This window comes from Exiguobacterium sp. BMC-KP (assembly GCF_001275385.1).
Taxonomy (GTDB): domain Bacteria; phylum Bacillota; class Bacilli; order Exiguobacteriales; family Exiguobacteriaceae; genus Exiguobacterium_A.
Genome location: NZ_LGIW01000013.1, coordinates 177,972 through 192,473, shown reverse-complemented (window position 1 = coordinate 192,473; position 14,502 = coordinate 177,972). Strand labels below are relative to the sequence as shown.

Sequence of the window (14,502 nt, the reverse complement as noted above, 5' to 3'; positions counted from 1 at the left end):
TTACGGAAGAACCATATCCGGATTCAATCGATGCGTGATAAGCTAGAAAAAAAGAGAAAGAGGGAACGCCATGAATGTTACACAAGCCCAACTCGAGGAGTTGATTGAAGAGTGCCGTCCGTATACGGTGCTTGGACAAGTTGCCAGTTATATTCCAGAGCTTGCGAAAGTCGACCCGACACAACTCGGGATCGCTGTCTGTAATGCTGACGGAACATTCGTTTCGGCAGGTGACGCCGACACGATGTTTACACTACAGAGTGTTTCGAAGATCATTACGCTCGCATTCGTCCTCGAGACATTTGGAGAAGACTACGTCTTTTCAAAAGTTGGTATGGAACCGACCGGTGATGCGTTCAATTCCATTGCCAAGCTCGAAGAAACGATTCCAACAAAACCGTTGAACCCGATGATCAATGCAGGGGCATTAGCCGTAACGAGCATGTTACCGGGAACGGATGCTGCGGATAAATTACTTCAATTGCGTCAATTCATCGCAAAACTATTGGATATTGAAGTGGAAATGGTAAAATATGACGCAGATGTTGCTGAATCAGAATTCGAAACGACGGATTTGAATCGGGCGCTGCTCTATTTCATGCGCTATCATGGTGTCATCGAAGGCAATGTCGAAGAAATCATCGACGTCTATACGAAACAATGTGCGATTTTGACGAACTGTAAAGGACTTGCTATGATGGGAAAAATTCTGAGTACATCTGGAAAAACACCATCAGGACGTCAAGTCATTTCACGTCGGAACGCACGAATCATTCGAGCGATCATGACGACGTGTGGCATGTACGATGCATCAGGAGAATTTTCCGTCCAAGTCGGGCTTCCAGGAAAAAGTGGTGTTTCCGGTGCAGTTGTTGCTTGTGGTCGAAGTGATTTCGATATGGCTGATCTCGGAATCGGTGTCTTTGGACCATCGCTTGACGCAAAAGGGAATTCGATTGCTGGAACAAAGATGCTTGAATTACTCGTTCAACGTCATCCATGAGCGATTTCAATCTGATCAAGCGCAGAACGTAGTTCGTCCTCTAAGCGCTTGATCTGACGCAAACGTTCCTCTTGATAAATGCTTGGGACCTCGAATGATCGCCATCTTTCTAATCGCTGATACGTGTCATTAATGTTTCCAAGTTGCGTCTGGGTTGCTTTTAGTCGATCAACAGCAGATTTCGGTTGATGCGTGTAGGGACGAAGATACTCGACCGTATAACGGTATGCTTTTGTAGCGAGTCGTAATTCATGCATCCGTTCAACACGCTTCGTTCCATCCTTTCGTTGCACTTTTTCAAATTGTTCGCGTTTTTTTTCATAGCGTTTCTCCGCGGCATGAATCAGTTCTTTTTCTGACATCCGCTTGAGACGTTTTGTCATCGGACCTGCTAAAAAACGACGAACGGATCGATCGAGCTCATTTGAGATCAAGAGATGCATCGTCTCGATTAAAGTCGACCGTTTTCCTTGGAGTTGCAGGGCAACATGGTTCGCGAATAACTGATCCATTTCTGTTTTGTTTGAAGTCGCTTCAAGCTGTACGTCGAGGTCACGGACTTCACCGAACGCATGCATCAGCCGCTTCCAAATCAAATAGACGGGTTCTTCCGTTAAATCGACTAATCGGGCAAATGTGATCAGTTTTCGTAAGCGAATCCGAGCTTGATGGACGTCTTCTGGATTTTCAAACGTCTGTGCTTCTTTCGCATAATGATTAAAGGTAGACCACGTCTCGAGCAATTCGAAGGTTAACTTTTCAGTATCTCGATGGTTCATGAGATGAATCCCTCCTTGGATAATTTTCGTAAGAGAGTAAGAATCAAATGGTTTAAAATTAAGGAGGATCCCTCCTGAAATGTGGTGGAAACATGTTAGAAACAGTTACGTTCTCAGGAAAGATGAAACAGTTCATGAAAATCTTCTTTCCGATTCTCGTAACGCAAGTCGCGTTTTATTTAATTAGTTTTTTCGATACGGTCATGGCCGGTCGATATGGCTCTGCTGATTTAGCTGGTGTCGGTGTCGGGGCCAGTCTCTGGGCACCTGTCTACACAGGGTTGACCGGTATTCTACTTGCTGTCGCACCGCTCGTTTCTCAAGCGATGGGCGCAAAACGAGAACGAGAAGTCAAACGAATCGTCATGCAGGCATTGTATGTCGCTGTCGTGATCATTGGGTTGACAGTAGTCATCGGACTCCTCGCCGTCAATCCAATTCTCGAACGGATGGAGTTATCGGCAGAAGCACGTGAAGTTGCACGGAATTATCTCGTGATGCTAGCGCTAGGAATCGTGCCGATGTTCGTTTTCTTTGTCTTACGAACACTTGTCGATTCGTTAGGGAAATCAAACATCACGATGGTCTTACTACTAATCTCTTTACCCATTAACGTCCTTTTCAATTATCTATTCATCTTCGGCAACTTCGGTTTTCCAGAACTCGGTGGAGTAGGTGCGGGAGTTGCGACTGCCATCACGTACTGGATTCTCTGTCTAGCAATCATCGCTGTTGTCTTTAAAGGAGAGTTGTTCCAACGTCTTGGTATTCTCCGGCGCTTTTATCGTCCAGACATGAAGCGGATTAAAGAGTTGATTCTACTGGGTGCTCCAATTGGTCTCGCTATTTTTTCTGAAGTCAGTATTTTTTCAGCAGTCACATTGTTGCTTGGAGCATACGGTGATGTCATCATCGGTGCCTATCAAGCCGCGATCAACTTCGCTTCCTTCGTCTATATGATCCCGTTATCCGCTGCGTCTGCGTTGACAATCACAGTCGGTTTTGAAGTCGGAGCCAAACGAATCAAGGATGCTGTCCAGTATGTCGTCATTGGATTGACGATGTGTGTTGCCGTCTCTTTGTTCTCCGGGATCTTGTTGTACTTAAAGAATGAAGAACTGGCGGCGTTATATAGTCGAGACCCACAAGTCATCGAAGCAGCCGCACACTTCATGATTCTAGCGATTTTCTTCCAACTGTCGGATGCCGTCGCTGCACCAACGCAAGGTGCACTACGCGGATTTAAGGACGTTAACGTTACTTTCTTGTTGACGATCGCAGCCTACTGGGTCATCGGACTACCATTAGGTTTTTATCTCGAACGCTACACAGCGCTCGGACCAGATGGTTACTGGTGGGGATTGATCATCGGTCTTGCAGTCGGAGCAACCCTCTTGCTTGTTCGTTTAATGTACTTAATCCGTAAATCAAGGAGGCTGGCAACTTGAAATTCTCAAAACAACGAATCATGACGATTGCGAAGATCATCTTGCCGATTGTCTTGATTGGATTCATTTTTTATCAAGGACAAAACGAATTGCGAAGTCTGTCTCTGAAGGAATCGATTCAAGCCATCCGTCAAGTGCCTTCTTGGCAGTTCATCCTGTTGATTCTTTCAGGTCTCGCGGCAGTCTCGACGATGTTCTTTTATGACTTCTTCCTGTTGCGCTCGCTAGAAGCAAAAGCACCGGTCGGACTGATTTTCCGGGCGTCCTGGATTGCAAACTCCTTTAACGGGATCATCGGCTTTGGAGGTCTCGCAGGAATGGCTATCCGGTCTGCCCTCTATCGACCATTCGTCGAAGGTGGTCGTTTGTTGAAGGCGATCGGCTGGATGGCACCGACATTGATTAGTGGTTTATCAATCTTGTCGACATTGTCACTCCTGCACATCTTCCCGGCATTTGAAGTGCTTGAAATGAAGAAATGGCTATGGCCGGTCATCATCGGCGTCGCTTTATTCTTCCCACTGTACTTATTGTTCTCGTTTCGGCGTGGGAACAGCAGTATTCATCCGAAATCGATTGCTTTGTACTCCATCGTATCGCTAGCAGAATGGTTCAGTGCCGGTGTTGTCGTTTATTTCATTTTGGCATCACTTGGGACAGATGTTAGTTTTGCAAAAGTCATCGGTGTCTTCATCATTGCTGCCACGGCAGGATTGATTTCAATGGTACCTGGCGGATTCGGTTCATTTGACTTAGTATTTTTAATTGGTATGCAACGTGCGGGTGTTGAGGAAGGTATTGTCTTGACAGGCCTACTGATCTATCGCCTCGTCTACTACTTGATTCCATTCTTGATCGGGGTTATCTTCTCAGCACGAGAATTCAGTGGTCCGGTCGTTAAGATGATTGAAGACAAACCGATTGTCGGTCCGTCTGTTGAGGTTGGGGGTGTCATTTGGCGCTTACAACTGCGATTCCTCAGTAAAATTCGTCACTTCACCTTAGCATTGATCACGCTTGTTGCCGGTATCACGATTTGGGGAATCGCTATTTTACCACCCGTCTCTACGCAATATGAATATCTGGAATCGAAATTACCACATGAAGCGCTGTTACTTGCGAACAGTTTCTTCTTAATGGGTGGCTTATTATTCGTCCTCTTATCGACGGCTCTCTATCGTCGAACAAAACGTTCGTTATACATGATGTATGGCGCATCTTTCTTTGCATTGGTCGGGATGGTACTTCGCGGATTTAACCTGATTTCGTTCCTTGCAGTTGTGATTGTTCTCATCTTGTTACTCATGTCACGCAAGGCATTTCACCGAGAACGGACGCTCATTACAACGACACGTTTCATTCGTGTTGCATTCGTTGGACTCCTCTACATCGGTGGTTTCGTCTTTTTCGGATATGCGTTCTACACACTGGGATCAGCAGACGGAACAAAAGTTTACCCGGCTCATGAGATTTTCATGTTCGCTGCGAGTGCGTCTATCTTTGCGCTCGTTTACGGACTAGTATTCATTCGTTTATTTAATACATTCAATCAACCGGTACTCGGGGAGTTGTTCGATGGTGAAAAAATTCAATCCGTCTTAACCGAACAAGGTGGAAACTATTTGAGCCATTTGGCGTTTCTCGGAGATAAGCGCTTCTTCTTTTCAGAGACAGGTCGTTCGTTCATCCAGTTTAGTCAGACCGGTAATCGAATTATGATGCTTGGTGATCCAAGTGGAGATCCAAAGGAACACTCGCAAGTCATTGCGTCTTTCTTGCGTCGAGTTGAAGATCTCGGCTATATTCCGAACATCTACCAGATTCAAGCGCAAAACATGTCGCTCTATCATGATTTCGGTTTCAACTTCTTTAAACTCGGAGAAGAGGCGATTGTTGATATTCCATCATTCACCGTTTCAGGAAAGAAGCGGGCTGGACTTCGATCAATCAAAAATCGTTTTGAACGAGAAGGCATGACGTTTGAAGTGATCGAGCCACCTTTCTCGAATGTATTGTTAGCAGAGCTTCAGGAAGTCTCTGATGAGTGGTTGGGGGATAAGTCGGAAAAAGGCTTCTCGCTCGGTTATTTTCATGAGCCGTACTTAAACCGGGCACCGATTGGCGTCATGCGTGAAGCGGAAGGACGATTGATTGGGTTCATGACATTCATGCCTGCTTACCAAGAAGGTGTTCTATCGATCGACTTAATGCGTTTTCGACCAGACGGACCGAACGGAATCATGGATGCGATGTTCATTCGATTGTTTGAGTATGCGAAGGAAGAAGGATACCGGACATTCAACATGGGAATGGCGCCACTCTCGTCCGTCGGTGAGGATGAGACTTCCTTCTGGCAAGAGCGTGTGGCAGCGGATGTCTTCAATAATATTCGCTACATGTACAGTTTTACGGGTCTACGACGTTACAAAGAAAAGTATGATCCAAAATGGGAAGGACGATACCTGGCGTACCGGAAGCGTCAATCTTTACCGATGGCGATCTTAAAAGCAACGCGTCTGATTTCCCGAAAAAAAGACCGGATTTTATTACCGTGATCGACTGACGCATAAAGATGACAGTCGACGGGTATACAAAGGGCGACCACTTGTCTAGAGACGAGTGAGGTCGTCCTTTTATATTCTATGATGAAATGTACAAAGGTCTATACAACTAGAATTAATCGCGTTATACTAAATACGGAAGCAAGTAATGGTACGGTCAGAGAAAGGATGATGACAGATGACAGTAATCATCAATGCCCGAATTTATACGGGAGAGCAGACGATCGAAGATGGATTCATTCGTTTCGGACGGACGATTGAGGCGATTGGTCCGATGACTGCATTCGAAGAAGTTGCAGGAGAGGAGACGATTGATGCGCACCATCAATCGCTCATTCCCGGAATGATTGATGTGCATATTCATGGCGGATATGATGTCGATGTCATGGATGGGGATGCCAAGAGCTTGCGTCATTTCAGCCAGCAGATGTTACAAGAAGGCGTGACCTCGTTTTTAGCGACGACAATTACACAGGACTGGGAAAACATTACGCAAGCGCTTGAGACGGTCCGAGAAGTCGTAGCGCAAGACGATACAACGATCGTTGGTGTTCATCTCGAGGGACCGTTCATCAATCCAGATTATGCGGGCGCGCAGCCGCATGAACATATCGTCGAACCGGATGTCGAGCAGTTCTTAAAATGGCAACAAGCTTCTGGAAGCACGATCAAGCTCGTGACTTACGCTCCGGAGCGTCCGGGAGCGCGTGCGTTTGAGGAAGCAGTGCGATTGACGGGTGCGATTCCGTCAGCCGGACATACCGACGCGACGTATGCACAAAATCAAGCCGGTCACGTCACTCATGGTACTCATCTCTATAATCAAATGCGGGCGTTACATCATCGAGAACCGGGAACGGTCGGGTACTGTCTCCTAACACCGGATGTTTATGCAGAAATCATTCCGGATGGAATTCATAGTGCTCCGGAGATGGTAGATTTCGCCTACCGAATGAAAGGTGCAGACCGATTGATCGTCATCACGGATGCGATGCGTGCAAAAGGATTAGCTGATGGTGAGTATGAGTTAGGTGGTCAGGCTGTATTCGTTCAAGATGGTGCGGCACGTCTTGAAAACGGTAGTTTAGCTGGAAGTGTTTTGACGATGGACGCCGCATTACGAAATATCATCGCCTATACCGGCTGTTCGCTTGAAGACGCCGTTCGTATGACATCGGTCAATGCGGCAAAAGAGCTTCAATTGAATCAAAAGGGAAGTCTTGCAGTAGGCAAAGATGCAGATATTGTCTTGCTCAACGAAGCATTACAGATTCAAGAAACGATTCATCGTGGTACGCGTCATCGGATCACGAACGGAAAGGAGTCTACCTCATGAAATGGATGATTGTAGAAAAAGGAGAAGAATTAGCGCAGGTGGCATATCAATTTTTAAAACAGGAAATTGAGCGGCACCCGGAAGGTTTAACAGTAGGACTGGCAACAGGTAGTTCACCAGTTGGTGTTTATGAAGAATGGCGGAAGGATTCTCTTGACTGTCGGCATGTGACGACGGTCAATCTAGACGAGTATGTCGGTCTCAGCCCAGAGCATCCTCAAAGTTATCATACGTTTATGCAAGAGCATCTATTTAAGGATGTTGCGTTTAAGGAGTCGTTCGTACCAATCGGGAATACGGAAGATTCTGCCCAAGAAAGTAAACGTTATGAAGCACTCGTCCGAGAGCGGGGAATTGATATTCAATTGCTTGGAATCGGCGCGAATGGACATATCGCCTTTAATGAACCGGGAACACCCTTTGATGCTAAAACACACGTAACGGAGTTAACGGAATCGACGCGAGAAGCGAACAAACGTTTCTTTGATCGACTCGAAGAAGTACCGACAAAAGCCATCACGATGGGAATTGGTACGATCATGGAGGCGAAAAAGATCCTTCTCGTCGCCTCAAGCGAACGAAAGGCAGAAGCTGTCCGCGATATGATGGAAGGCATCGCCACAACGGATTGTCCGGCGACCGTTCTCAAACGTCATGCGGATGTCATGGTGATCCTAGATGAAGAAGCCGCTTCTTTATTGTCAGATGACGCTAAACGTACAGGACGAGCAGCTTATCTGAATTTCATGAAAGTATGACGATGAAAAAGTGATGGATCAAAAGGGATCGAGACAATCAGCGGATTGACTCGATCCTTTTTTTTGATTCTGTTGAGCCTAGTCTCATGCGATTTGTTATTTGGACAGAGAGGCATGAATGAGACGTTTACCGGGTTCACTCATTCTCATGTTGCGAAGAACACGCAATTCACGATTTTTTTGATGTAGCGATTCTATTCGATTTCTTTAATAGAAACGTAAATTGACATTTCATTAAATGTCCGGATAATGGAGATTAGCGAACTTTACGGAAAATTTACATGAAAATGAGGGTTTACATGATGGAAACGCGATCCGCACGAAAGAGACAGCCAAGTGCTGGCAAGATGTTCATGAAAGTCGTCGCTGCACTCGTCCTGCTTGTCACAATCATCGGTTCTGGTTACGCTGGAGCTGTTTTTATTAAAACGCAAGAAACATTGGCAAAGACGCAGATTAAGATTCCTGGCTCAAAAGTGAGCTCTAAATATGATGATGTACCGTCCGAATCATTCTTGATTCTTGGAACGGATGAAACGAAAAAAAGTAAAGAACGCAATGAACCGGCGCGATCAGACGTCATGATCGTCGGAATTTTGAATAAAAAAACGGAACAATTGGTACTGACGAGTATTCCACGCGATTCACTTGTCAACATTGATTATTCGAAATACGATGTACCGTACGGTAAAACAGGGGTAGAGCAAGATAAAATCACCCATGCCCATTATTTCGGTTCGATGGATAAATCAAATTCTTACAATGGGATTAAATTAGCACGTGAAACGACAGAGAATTTGCTCGGGATTCAAATCGATCACGTCGTCAAAGTCAACTTCCAAGGATTCGTTCAATTGATCGATGCATTGAATGGTGTGGATATTGATGTACGATATGCGTTTAAGGAACAAGACTCCAAACGTAAAGCAGGTACTGTCACTGTGGATAAAGGCATGCAACATCTGACAGGTGAACAGGCGCTCGCTTATGTCCGGAATCGCCATGACGATCCGCTCGGTGATATCGGTCGCGGTCAAAAACAGATGCAAGTTATTCAAGCGGTCGCAAAAGAAGCGGCAAGCTTCCGTTCACTTAGTGCGTACCGTGATATCTTAGATGCTGTTGGCGATAACGTCGAAACGAACTTAGGTCCAAATGATTATACACGTTTAGCAGACTTCACGGCAGCCCTACGGAATACGACAGAATATCAACTTGCTGGAGAAGGGTATATCGGAATTAGTGGGAAATGGGAATATCATCTCGAACCGAATCAACTAGAGCAAGTGAAGAGTAACTTAGCAAAAGCAATGCAAGGTCAAGAAGTCGAACCAATCAAGGAAGAGACGGATCCTGCACAAAGTACGACAGAAGAACCGGTGACGGAGACAGAAGCGGTTCCTGCACGGTAATTAACGTTAAAAATCCCTTTGTATCATCGTCACTGTACGACGATACAAAGGGATTTTTAGCGTTGTCGTTCCATTTCGACGGTGAAGGTATAACGATCTCCCCGATAAGCAGAGATGACGTATTCGAATGGTTGCTCCGTTGCAAGATAGGTCAGTTGTTCAACAGATAGAACAGGCGAAGCTGTCGATAAGCCAAGATGACCAGCTTCTTCTTTCGTAGCAAGGCGTGATTCGAACGTTTGACTTGCGCGTCCAAGGTTTAATCCGCTTGCTTCAGCAAATGCATATAACGAAGCGGTCGCAACGTCTTGATCGAGTCCAGGTAAGAGTTGTTCTGGAATGTAGACGGTTTCAAGAGCAAGCGCTTGCTCATCGGCGATTCGTAAACGTTTCAATTCATATACGGATGCGCCTTCGCGAATCCGGAGCTTATTCGCGATCGTCATCGAGGCGTCGATGATTTGATACGATAGGAGCACACTTGTCGGCTCAAGTCCGAGGTGTTCCATCTCTTCTGAAAAACTCGTTAATCCCGATAGTTGCATGACGATTTTTTTATTCGCGACAAATGTTCCTCGTCCTTTTTGACGAATCAAGTAACCCGCATTGACTAAGTTCGAAATGGCTTGGCGAACCGTCATTCGGCTGATTTGATGCGCCTCGGCAAATTCGCGTTCGGACGGAATCAAATCGCCAGGTTGAAGGGCGCCGCTTTCGATTTGTTGTTTTAAGGCTGCTTCGATTTGATAGTAAATGGGGAGTGGTGAATTTTTATTGATATGCTGAATCACGGCATTTCGTCCCTTCGCGATCGGTAGTCTTTCATCTAGTGTACTAGGAAAAAGCCAAGCCGACAAACGATTCTGGATGAAATATGGCATAATACAGAGTGAAACTGACAGAGAAAGGTGGTCGAGGCATGCGCCCCGAACAAATAGAATCCGATGTCCGGACCTTTCAGACATCCATTCGCGCAACAAAACAAGTAGATGGATATTGGGTTGCTTTAGAGAAAAGTTACTTTTATCCGGAGAGTGGTGGACAACCAGCGGATCGTGGTACCTTAAACGATCAGCCTATCCTTGACGTTCAAATCGAAGATGGTATCGTCTGGCATCAACTGGCGACTCCACTTACAGGTGACGTCACAGGGATCGTGGATGATGCCACTCGGATCGACCATGCAGCTCAGCATACAGCACAGCATGTCATCTCTGCGATTTTACAAGATGAGTCTCAGATCAAAACACTCAGCTTTCGGACGGGAAGTGAGGTCTCAACGCTTGATATCAAGACACCCGAATGGACAACTGTGCAACAAGAACAGTTAGATCAACGATTACGTCAAGTGATTGAACAAGGGTTACCGATCACGGCGACAGAGTATGATGAGGCGGAAGCACTTCAATTACCATTACGGAAGACACCACAAGTCGAGGGGCGGATTCGAGTTGTTCAAATCGGCACACTCGATTATAGTGCCTGTGGTGGGACGCATCTTGATTCAACGGCACAGCTCGAGTTAATTCTCTTTACTGGAGTCGAACGGATTCGTGGGAACATTCGTCTTTCTTATGTTGCAAAGGAACGGGCTTATCAACTTCTGCAGGCAGAACGCCATGCCTTGCGGGAAGCGGCGCAAGCCTTATCTATTAAACCAGTTCAGATCGTAGAAGCCGTCCAAGCGTTACAGGACGATCAGAAACGATTAACGAAACAAGTCGAACAAGCGCAAGAGCAGCTCGCTGCGCTCACACTTGCGAACGCTCTAGAACAACAAGAAGGGATTCTTGTGTTTGAACATCTGGATGAAGAGATCAAGGTTTCTGAGCAACTCGCTAAAGCGATTCAAGAGGCGGGACGCATTGGTGTCGTCTGGAACGAAACGTCGAATAAGTTATTAATGAGTAGTCCGGGCGAACCACATCTCGGAAAATTCGCCAAAGCACATGTCCAATCATTTAATGGACGTGGCGGTGGAAGTGCGATCCAAGCACAAGCACAATTTACGAATCGGGATGATGCGATGGCATATGTCGATCGATTACGGGAGGAATATCAGTTATGACAGTTATTCAAGTACGTACAGCAGAACAACATCAAGCCGTTCGGATGATTCGTGAACGTGTCTTCGTTGAGGAACAAGGTGTACCACGCCATCTTGAATACGATACACACGATGAGACAGCGATTCATCTGCTTGTCTTAGATGAGCAGAGCCGTCCAGTCGCGACGGGTCGCACACGTCCATATGACGACCAACGCATGAAGGTAGAGCGTGTCGCGACGCTGTCGACAGCACGAGGAAAAGGATACGGTGGCGAGTTGATGCAGGCGATGGAACGTGTCGCACGTCGTGAAGGCAAACAATTACTAACACTCGGTGCGCAAGTCCAAGCGATCCCGTTCTATCAAGGGCTTGGCTATACAATCGTCTCCGATGAATTCGACGATGCAGGCATCCCGCACCGGACGATGGAGAAGAAAATGTAATCAATTTTGAAAGAAATCCTGCAAAAAGGGTTTCTTTTTTTTGTTTTCTATGTATATATATAATTCATAATGAATTTTTATACAGACAGATGAATTTAAAACCAGGAGGGAATTATACATGTCGAAACAAAAATTAATCTTAGCGTACTCTGGGGGACTCGATACATCGGTAGCCATCAAATGGTTGAGCAAGGACTATGACGTCATTGCATTATGTATGGATGTCGGTGAAGGAAAAGATTTAACCGTTATCAAGGAAAAGGCACTTCTCGTCGGTGCGATTGAATCGATCGTTCTCGATGTGAAAGAAGAATTTGCAAAAGATTTCGTCTTACCAGCCCTTCAATATGGTGCGCATTATGAAAATGCCTATCCGTTGATTTCAGCGCTTTCGCGTCCGTTGATCGCAGAAAAGCTCGTCGAAGTCGCGCATGAATATGGTGCAACGGCTGTCGCACACGGATGTACCGGAAAAGGGAACGACCAAGTCCGGTTCGAAGTTTCGGTCGCAGCACTTGATCCATCACTCGAAGTCATCGCACCAGTTCGGGAGTGGAAGTGGTCACGGGAAGAAGAGATCGCCTATGCGAAAGAAAACAATGTGCCGATTCCAATCAACCTTGACAGCCCATACTCGATTGATATGAATCTTTGGGGACGGAGTAATGAATGTGGCGTCCTAGAAAACCCTTGGACAGAACCACCGCAAGACGCTTACGCGTTGACGGTAGCACCACAAGACGCTCCAGATCAGGCGGAAGAAGTCATCATCGGCTTCGAAGCAGGAGTTCCAGTCTCCATTAACGGCACGACGTACCCACTCGCGAAACTGATCACGGAACTGAACATCATCGCTGGAGCGCACGGTGTCGGACGGATTGACCACGTCGAGAACCGTCTCGTTGGTATCAAATCACGTGAAGTGTACGAGTGCCCTGGCGCAACTGTTCTACTGAAAGCACATGCCGCACTCGAGACGATCACATTGACGAAAGACGTCGCGCATTTTAAACCGTTGCTCAGCAAACAATATGCAGAAACGATTTACAACGGTCTCTTCCACGCTCCATTGACGAAAGGTCTGAAAGCGTTCTTGACAGCAACACAGCAGGACGTCACAGGAGAAGTTCGGGTCAAGTTGTTCAAAGGAAATGCAACCGTGACAGGTCGTCAGTCTGCGGTCTCACTTTATGATGAGAAGCTTGCCACGTACACGAAAGAAGATGCGTTCGATCATGAAGCTGCAAAAGGATTCATCAAATTACACGGTCTTGCCGTTTCGACGCATGCGAGCGTTCATCGTCAGGCGGGTGTGACGAAATGACCAAACTCTGGGGTGGACGTTTTACGGAAAGTGCTTCCGCTCAAGCGGAAGCCTTCGGAGCATCGATCACGTTCGATCAAAAGTTAGCGAGTGTCGACTTGAAAGGGAGTCTTGCTCACGCGCAGATGTTATTTGAACAAGGAATCCTCGCTCAAGACGAATGGACGCAAATCGAGCAAGGATTAAAGCAACTGGAAGCGACAGTAGCGGATCATGTGTATACGCTAGCGGATGAAGACATTCACATGAATCTTGAGCGTCTATTGACGGAACAGATTGGTCCAGTCGCAGGCAAACTGCACACGGCACGGAGTCGAAACGACCAGGTCGCGACCGATTTGCATTTATGGATGGAGCAACATGTCGAAGCATTGACGACGGCATTACGTGAGCTTCAATTGGTCATCACGGAACAAGCTGAGCAACATATTGAGACGGTCATGCCGGGCTATACCCATTTGCAACGGGCGCAACCGATCTCTCTTGCCCATCACTTGCTTGCGTACTTCTGGATGTTTGAACGGGACGTCGAACGGTTGACGGACAACCAAAAACGGATTCGGAAATCACCGCTTGGAGCAGGAGCGCTCGCTGGGACGACATTTCCGATTGATCGTTTCCGGTCTGCGGAGTTGCTCGGGTTTGAGTCGATCTATCCGAACAGCCTCGATGCGGTCTCTGACCGGGACTTCGTCATCGAATACCTCGGGATCGCCTCGACCGTCATGATGCATCTATCTCGTTTTTGTGAAGAGATCATCATCTGGGCGTCGCAAGAATTCGGCTTCATCGAGTTGTCCGATGCCTTCTCGACAGGGTCGAGCATGATGCCACAAAAGAAAAATCCTGATTTCGCGGAATTGATTCGTGGGAAAACAGGGCGTGTCTATGGCAATCTAATGGGCTTCTTGACGACGATGAAGGCATTACCACTCGCTTACAACAAAGACATGCAAGAGGATAAGGAAGGGGTCTTCGATACAGCAGATACCGTCCTTCAGTCCGTTCAAATCTTCACCGGAATGATTGAATCTGCGACGTTTAAGACAGAAGCGCTCAAGAAGGCGACAATGCAAGATTTCTCGAATGCAACGGAACTCGCTGACTACCTTGTGACGAAAGGCATACCATTCCGGGAAGCGCATGAGATCGTGGGAAAAGCCGTCCTTTATTGTGTACAGAATGACTGTTTCCTAAAAGATTTGAACCTTGAGACGTATCAAACATTCCATCCTGATATCACAGACGACGTCTATCCGCTTCTCGATCCGGTTCAAGCAGTAGCGCGCCGGACTAGCTACGGCGGTACAGGGTTTGCTGCCGTTTCAGAGCAACTCGAACTCGCGAAACAACATCTTGCAAATTGACGAATTTTGAAAAAAATCAGC

At 46.6% G+C, this 14,502-nt stretch carries 12 protein-coding genes; 10 read left to right on the top strand and 2 right to left on the bottom strand.

What is annotated here, in order from left to right; genetic code table 11:
• Positions 1-70: 70 nt before the first annotated feature.
• Complete coding sequence (glsA, locus tag ADM98_RS03790; protein WP_023467099.1) at positions 71-1,003, top strand: glutaminase A; 933 nt, start codon at positions 71-73, stop codon at positions 1,001-1,003.
• On the opposite strand, the gene ADM98_RS03785 is transcribed toward glsA, so the two are convergent.
• Positions 994-1,782, bottom strand: coding sequence for a CHAD domain-containing protein (locus ADM98_RS03785; RefSeq protein ID WP_053452328.1), 789 nt, complete (start codon positions 1,780-1,782; stop codon positions 994-996). The two genes, glsA and ADM98_RS03785, sit on opposite strands and share 10 nt — an antisense overlap.
• Before the next feature lie 92 nt (positions 1,783-1,874).
• Here ADM98_RS03785 and ADM98_RS03780 point away from each other — a divergent pair, with 92 nt between their 5' ends.
• From ADM98_RS03780 to ADM98_RS03760, 5 genes are all read left to right on the top strand, one after another.
• Positions 1,875-3,230, top strand: a complete 1,356-nt coding sequence (locus ADM98_RS03780; protein ID WP_053452327.1) for an MATE family efflux transporter — start codon at positions 1,875-1,877, stop codon at positions 3,228-3,230.
• Complete coding sequence (mprF, locus tag ADM98_RS03775; protein WP_053452326.1) at positions 3,227-5,785, top strand: bifunctional lysylphosphatidylglycerol flippase/synthetase MprF; 2,559 nt, start codon at positions 3,227-3,229, stop codon at positions 5,783-5,785. Before ADM98_RS03780 ends, mprF begins: the two co-directional genes overlap by 4 nt.
• 184 nt (positions 5,786-5,969) lie before the next feature.
• Complete coding sequence (gene nagA / locus ADM98_RS03770) at positions 5,970-7,127, top strand: N-acetylglucosamine-6-phosphate deacetylase (protein WP_053452325.1); 1,158 nt, start codon at positions 5,970-5,972, stop codon at positions 7,125-7,127.
• The gene (nagB, locus tag ADM98_RS03765) at positions 7,124-7,885 is read left to right on the top strand and encodes a glucosamine-6-phosphate deaminase (protein ID WP_053452324.1); all 762 of its coding nucleotides are present in this window, start codon (positions 7,124-7,126) and stop codon (positions 7,883-7,885) included. Before nagA ends, nagB begins: the two co-directional genes overlap by 4 nt.
• A 299-nt stretch (positions 7,886-8,184) precedes the next feature.
• Positions 8,185-9,297, top strand: coding sequence for an LCP family protein (locus tag ADM98_RS03760; RefSeq protein ID WP_235504826.1), 1,113 nt, complete (start codon positions 8,185-8,187; stop codon positions 9,295-9,297).
• 56 nt (positions 9,298-9,353) lie between these two features.
• On the opposite strand, the gene phnF is transcribed toward ADM98_RS03760, so the two are convergent.
• Complete coding sequence (phnF, locus tag ADM98_RS03755) at positions 9,354-10,088, bottom strand: phosphonate metabolism transcriptional regulator PhnF (RefSeq protein WP_082318488.1); 735 nt, start codon at positions 10,086-10,088, stop codon at positions 9,354-9,356.
• A gap of 128 nt (positions 10,089-10,216) precedes the next feature.
• Between phnF and ADM98_RS03750 the strand changes: the two genes are divergently transcribed.
• The 4 genes from ADM98_RS03750 to argH all read left to right on the top strand — a co-directional run bounded on the left by ADM98_RS03750 (position 10,217) and on the right by argH (position 14,481).
• On the top strand, positions 10,217-11,365 hold the full coding sequence (locus tag ADM98_RS03750; RefSeq protein ID WP_053452322.1) for a DHHA1 domain-containing protein: 1,149 nt from the start codon (positions 10,217-10,219) through the stop codon (positions 11,363-11,365).
• Positions 11,362-11,790 (top strand): GNAT family N-acetyltransferase, encoded by a 429-nt coding sequence (locus ADM98_RS03745; protein ID WP_029340768.1) that lies wholly within the window; start codon positions 11,362-11,364, stop codon positions 11,788-11,790. The genes ADM98_RS03750 and ADM98_RS03745 overlap by 4 nt, the downstream gene beginning before the upstream one ends.
• 118 nt (positions 11,791-11,908) lie before the next feature.
• Positions 11,909-13,114, top strand: a complete 1,206-nt coding sequence (locus ADM98_RS03740) for an argininosuccinate synthase (protein ID WP_053452321.1) — start codon at positions 11,909-11,911, stop codon at positions 13,112-13,114.
• Positions 13,111-14,481, top strand: coding sequence for an argininosuccinate lyase (argH, locus tag ADM98_RS03735; protein ID WP_053452320.1), 1,371 nt, complete (start codon positions 13,111-13,113; stop codon positions 14,479-14,481). The genes ADM98_RS03740 and argH overlap by 4 nt, the downstream gene beginning before the upstream one ends.
• The last annotated feature ends 21 nt before the right edge of the window (positions 14,482-14,502 follow it).